General features: G+C 47.3%; 6 protein-coding genes. All 6 read left to right on the forward strand.

Features of this window, described 5'->3' with window-relative positions:
- A partial coding sequence (locus CTZ24_RS16030; RefSeq protein ID WP_208724048.1) for a type VI secretion system Vgr family protein occupies window positions 1-1,836 on the forward strand: 1,836 nt, incomplete at its 5' end.
- A 2-nt stretch (window positions 1,837-1,838) separates the two neighbouring features.
- Window positions 1,839-2,630 (forward strand): DcrB-related protein, encoded by a 792-nt coding sequence (locus CTZ24_RS16035; RefSeq protein WP_208724049.1) that lies wholly within the window; start codon window positions 1,839-1,841, stop codon window positions 2,628-2,630.
- A 3-nt stretch (window positions 2,631-2,633) separates the two neighbouring features.
- A complete protein-coding gene (locus CTZ24_RS16040) occupies window positions 2,634-3,968 on the forward strand; it encodes an ADP-ribosyltransferase domain-containing protein (RefSeq protein WP_208724050.1) in 1,335 nt (444 codons plus the stop codon).
- Window positions 3,968-5,059 carry an ADP-ribosylarginine hydrolase Tri1 gene (tri1, locus tag CTZ24_RS16045; protein ID WP_208725572.1) on the forward strand — a complete coding sequence of 364 codons (1,092 nt, stop codon included), beginning with the start codon at window positions 3,968-3,970 and terminating at the stop codon, window positions 5,057-5,059. The genes CTZ24_RS16040 and tri1 overlap by 1 nt, the downstream gene beginning before the upstream one ends.
- A gap of 70 nt (window positions 5,060-5,129) precedes the next feature.
- The gene (locus CTZ24_RS16050; RefSeq protein WP_208724051.1) at window positions 5,130-5,432 is read left to right on the forward strand and encodes a hypothetical protein; all 303 of its coding nucleotides are present in this window, start codon (window positions 5,130-5,132) and stop codon (window positions 5,430-5,432) included.
- A gap of 466 nt (window positions 5,433-5,898) precedes the next feature.
- The coding region (locus tag CTZ24_RS16055) for a contractile injection system protein, VgrG/Pvc8 family (protein WP_244633990.1) at window positions 5,899-6,284 on the forward strand (386 nt) is incomplete at its 3' end.

Raw genomic sequence — 6,284 nt, forward strand, 5'->3', positions numbered from 1 at the left:
ACCCTTCAGGCGGATCTGCTGTCGACCGATGCCCGCATCGATCGTCATGCCCTGTTGGGTAAAGCGGTTACTTTTACGTTGCCGACCCAGAATCTGCTTACGCCACGCTATATCAACGGCAAGATCACCCGCGTAGCGGTACGCAGCGAGGAGCTGAACGGCACGCGTTATGCGGTTTATGCGCTGACCGTCGAGCCGGACCTGTGGCCGATGAAGCGTGATCGTAACCTGCGTATTTTCCAGAGCCAGACGGTGCCGCAGATCGTGCAGACGTTGTTGAAGGAGTACAACGTCAATGTCGAGTCAAAGCTCGCCAGCAGCTATCGGGTGTGGGAGTACTGCGTGCAGTACCAGGAAAGCAGCTTCGATTTTATCAACCGTCTGATGGAGCTGGAGGGGATCTACTATTGGTTCCGCCACGAGTCCGATAAACATACGCTGGTGTTGTGCGATGCGGCCGATCAGCATCANCCGTTTAGCGGCTACGCCACCATTCCCTACCACGTTGCCGTTTCCGGTGGCAGCGTAACGGAAGAGGGGATCAGCCAGTGGTCGCTGGCAGAGAGCGTCACGCCGGGGATGTACAGCACCGACGATTACGATTTCCGCAAACCGAATGCCTGGATGTTGCAGGCGCGGCAGAATCCGGTCGCGCCCACGCCGGGTACGGTGGATGTGTACGACTGGCCGGGGCATTTTGTTGATCACAGCCACGGTGATTTCTATACCCGCATCCGCCAGGAAGTGTGGGAAGTGGAGCATCACAGNGTNAGCGGTACCGGTACGGCGACCGGCATTGCGCCCGGTTACACCTTTGAGTTGCTCAATGCGCCACATTTCAGCGACAACGGTGAGTATCTGACCACCAGTGCGGAATATCGCTTCGAGGAAAACAGCTATGCCAGCGGCGATGTCACCGCCTCGCACAACATCACCTTTACCGTGTTACCCACCACGATCACCTATCGTGCGCCCCCCAGAACGCCGTGGCCGAAAACGCATGGCCCGCAGACCGCGAAAGTGGTGGGGCCAAAAGGTGAATCGATCTGGACCGACCGCTATGGCCGGGTGAAGGTGAAATTCCACTGGGACCGACTGGCAAAAGGTGACGACACCAGTTCGTGCTGGGTGCGTGTCTCCAGTGCCTGGGCGGGCCAGGGCTTTGGTGGGGTGCAGATCCCGCGTGTCGGCGATGAAGTGGTGGTGGATTTTATCAATGGTGATCCGGACCGCCCGCTGATCATTGGCCGCGTGTATAACGAGGCGAGTATGCCCCCCTGGGCGCTGCCCGCAGCGGCGACGCAGATGGGGTTTCTCAGTCGCTCGAAAGATGGCACGTCAGACACCGCCAATGCGCTGCGTTTTGAGGATAAAGCGGGCGAAGAGCAACTGTGGATCCAGGCACAGAAGAACATGGATACCCATGTTAAGAATGATGCGACGCATACGGTTGTTAATAATCAAACGGTGACTGTCGGTGCTAACCATGAGACCCGAGTCAAGGGTGATCGCACTATCGGAACTCAGGGAAACAGTAAAACATTAACTACCGGTGACCGGACTGAGCGTACTCTGGCTTCTTATTTAATTTCTGCTGGTGATTCAATTCGTATCGAGTGTGGTGAAAGTGCAATCGAATTGACCAAAGAGGGTGAGATCAATTTTATTGGTAAATATTTTAATCTCACTGTTGAACAGGATGGTGAAATCAATACCTCTAACGGAAAACTTCAGTTAAATCCTGATGGAGGAACAGCAGCAACACTCGCTCCAGGTAGGGGGCAAAAATCCTCAATTGAGAATGAGATTAAAGATTACTTTAATGTTAAGGGATGAACATGGCTATTTATACGCTTCAGGAAGCCTCATTGGAACTGCCTGATATATTCAAAGATCGTACGATGAATTTATTCACGTTGAGTGAAAATAATGCCAGTGAATTCACATTTGTCGTATCACGGGCATCTGCGCAACATGACGAAAATGTAAAAAAAGTGGCAGCGAAAATTGTCAGGGAAATGGAAATAACCCTACATGGCTTCAAAGTCGAGACAACAAGAATTATCCATGTTGATACACTACCTGCTGTTGAGATATTTTATCATTTCAGGAATGAAGGTGGTGAGATTTGGCAGAAACAAACTATCGTGATATTGGATGACGAGATTGTTGGAAAAAAGATTGTTTGTTATATAGGGACTTGCCCTGATAACTTTCCTGATTATTATAACAAACAATATCAGGCGATTGTTGACAGCATTCGATTTAATCGTGTTGAAGTTGCTGAATCAGTCCCGGTTGATTCAAATTCTAATGCGATATTCTTTTCTTTTGATACCGATACAAAAACGATCACTGCCTATGAGGCAGTACAATCTCTTTATAAGCATGTTGATTTAAAAAGAGCCTTGAACGGAAATTATCTTTTCTTCGATGCTAAGGGGCGTTCACTTCACATTGTTGCGCTTAATAATCAGGATCCTGTTCGTTATGCTCTATGCACTTCACCACGAAATGATGCTTCTTCTCTGATTCAGGTTCTGGGATTGGCGAAAGATTTTGATGGGCCTGAAGGTTTATCCAGTGAGCAGTATATTTTGCAGTTTTTACAGAGGCATAAGGATGTGTAAATCATGGGCGAATTTAATGCTGCCCGAGAAGAGGATGATATAGCTCATACTGCTTCCAAAGGCTGGATGATTGCCGGTTTAATCGGTGGTGCAATACTTGGCGCTGCTGCGGTTGCGGTAACCGGAGGTGCCGCACTTGTGGTGGTTTCAGCTGCCGCTGCGGGGGCTTGCTCTGCGGGGGGGATAGGTGAAGTGCTGGGAAGTATGTCATGGGCACCTCGACATAACACCGGCAAACTTCTTACGGGCTCACCGAATGTTTTTATCAACAGCAGAGCTGCGATCCGGGCACATTTATCCAATGGTGCCTGCGATGAACATAGTGGCTCCTTGCAACGGGTTGCGGAAGGATCTGACAAAGTCTTTATTAACGCCTTTCCTGCCGCCCGAATCGGTGATCGCCTGACATGCAGTGCCGAGATATTCAGTGGCTCAGAAAATGTGTTAATCGGTGGGCATAAAATCCAAACAGATGAAATTAATCCAGAGATACCCGGTTGGGTTAACTGGTTGATGTTAGGAATTGGTGCAGGTGCGGTTGCAATTCTGGCTTCTCCGGCCATCGCGTTGTTAGGAACTCTGGGGGCACTGGGTGGCGGCTATGCCGGAAACTGGGCAGGTGGAAAACTGTTTGGTGAGGGTTCTGACGGGCAAAAATGGTCGATGCTGCTTGGCAGCGTGATCGGTGGCGCAGCGGGCGGTAAAGGAGGGATGAAATTTGATGCCTGGCGTTCCTTAAAACCTGACGAAGTTGTGGAGAATCTGCCTAATCTTGTAACTGAGCCAGTATCCTCAAAAATGACGCTAGCTGATGCTGTTGGTAAGGCGAAAGCGGATGAATGGACATCCGCAGGGCGTATGAATGCACTAAAAAATAATCCCAAATTGTCTGAAAAACTCAGTGATGATCAAATAGGGGCCTTATATGGATATACAACAAATGAAGGATACACGGCCCTTAACCCGGCATTGAGGGGGCAGACATCTTTAACTCCTGAATTAGAAGCATTTGCTTCTCACGCTACTGATGGTCTGTCTCAACTCCCCGCCTATGAAGGAAGTTCATTCCGGGGTATCAGTTCTCTTCCTGAAGATGTGCTAGCTAACAATCAGATAGGTAACGTGGTTTCTGACGGTGCATTTATGAGCACATCGTCGGGGGAACCATTCAGTGGTAATATACTAATTAAAGTGGATGGTGTATCAGGTAGGGATATTTCATTTTTATCAGAATATCCTCACGAAGCTGAAGTTTTGTACCCACCAGGTACTCAATTTAATGTGGTAAATAGGGTAGACGGCAGTGGTAAAACGCTGTTGGGCTATAAGGAGTTATGATGATTGATCTTAGGGCTGATGATTTTGAGCTGTTTAGTTATGCGGAGCGTTATGCGCATTTAACTCCTCAGGCCTCACGGCAACTAATGAACCGGATGTCTTTCGATCCTAAACCTTTAAGAGATAAACTTGAAGGATCTGGTAAACCCGAATGGATGAAATCATTACCACAGAAAATATCGGACTCTGAGGTGCTGGATAAATGCCAGGGTGCTCTGATAGGACTGGCGGTTGGAGATGCAATCGGTACAACATTGGAGTTTATGCCCAGAGACAAAGCGCATGTAGAAGATATGGTTGGCAAGGGTCCATTCGGCCTTAATCCGGGAGAGTGGACTGATGATACGTCAATGGCATTATGCCTGGCTGAAACGTATGCGGAAGATAAAAGATGCAATATTGACCTGTTTCGGCAAAAGCTTGTTAGCTGGTATAAAAAAGGAACTAATAGTTCCAATGGCATATGTTTCGACATAGGTAATACAACACGCTACGCTCTTGAACAATTCATCCTTCATGGCGCAGATTGGTTGGGAAACACTTCTCCTGATACTGCTGGAAATGCAGCACTGATTCGCCATGCACCAGTAGCAATTTTTCGGAGAAAGTCGTTTATACAAGGCTGGAGAGATGCAGCAATGCAAAGCCAGGCTACACACGGTGCTGCTGAATCAATTGATAGTTGTCGTTTTTTTAATGTGATACTCCATTATCTCTTAAATGGCTATGACAAAAAGGAGAGTTTCTCCCCCCACATTTTGGCAACGTCAATTCGTGTGCTTCTAATCAATGCCGGAGAGTATAAAGATAAAGCACGAGATCAAATCCGATCATCAGGATATGTTATTGATACATTAGAAGCTGCATTGTGGGCGGTTTGGCACACTGATAACTTTAAAGATGCCGTGTTGCTGGCGGCAAACTTAGCTGATGATGCCGATAGTGTTGCCGCAACCGCTGGACAATTGGCAGGTGCGCTATATGGTCTCTCAGGAATCCCAAAGGAATGGATAAATAAGATAGTCTTTAGGGAGAAAATACTATCTCTAGCTGAAGAAATGTTTGTCAACTCCCCAGATGAGTTGGATTGATTATGAGTCTCAGAACATCGTTCTGAGACTGTTTGAGAAATGTTGGTAGGTTAATTTTTAGATTCATCTGTTGTCTAATATAGATATATTTGGTGTTATTGTCGCTGATGGAAAATTAGGCGGGAGTGTCGGAAGCATCGGAGCCTTCGCCGGTGTAAAGGTGTTTATTGATGAAACCGAATACTCAGTGAATATCAAGGGATCAGGTGAGTTGGCGCTGGCGCCTGGATTAAAAGCAGATGCAGGTCTTCAAGTTATGATCAAGCCACTGGTCGATTGGTTTTTTGGTTATTCGGATGATACTTCATCTTCTCCAATGGCCGGAGATAGTACTATTGCGACCGAGAGTGCTACAGTTTTGGTTGGTAACTAAATTTTATGGTTAGGCTAGAATGGATTGGTTTGGCTTTCTTTTTTTATTTGCTTTTTTTCTATTTGGAATGGAAAGGATCGTTATTCAAAAAAAGGATGGTTAATCTGTGGCGGGCGATTGATTCTGGTTCTAATTGCGACAGTATTGATTAGCTTCTTTTTTAAATGGTTATCTTTCTCTGAGCATAATGCCTGTGTCGCAAGCCAAACATTCCCCTCTGATTATCGGCATGTCTTCGTGTCTGGTGTTATATAGATCTGGTTGGATGTCACAGGAATGAATCTGACTACTTTTTTGAAGAAAATAAACGTTGCCTAGGAATAAGTCTATCTACAATAATACCTCTCTGATAAATACACGTTTCTTTAATTATCTCTCAACAATCAAATTGTTGTTTGATGCTTTGCCCTGCGTATAAAAAATTCCTTTCGGTGGTTAATTGTAAATTCGTTATGGAATCTTGCTTATGTTCTCACGCATCACCGTCCAGCTGCCCACGGAGGGCCTGCTGTTCTGGAAACTCAGCGGGCGTGAAGCCCTGTCAGAATCATTCACCCTTCAGGCGGATCTGCTGTCGACCGATGCCCGCATCGATCGTCATGCCCTGTTGGGTAAAGCGGTTACTTTTACGTTGCCGACCCAGAATCTGCTTACGCCACGCTATATCAACGGCAAGATCACCCGCGTAGCGGTACGCAGCGAGGAGCTGAACGGCACGCGTTATGCGGTTTATGCGCTGACCGTCGAGCCGGACCTGTGGCCGATGAAGCGTGATCGTAACCTGCGTATTTTCCAGAGCCAGACGGTGCCGCAGATCGTGCAGACGTTGTTGAAGGAGTACAACGTCAATGT

It is taken from the genome of Pantoea phytobeneficialis, assembly GCF_009728735.1.
GTDB lineage: Bacteria > Pseudomonadota > Gammaproteobacteria > Enterobacterales > Enterobacteriaceae > Pantoea > Pantoea phytobeneficialis.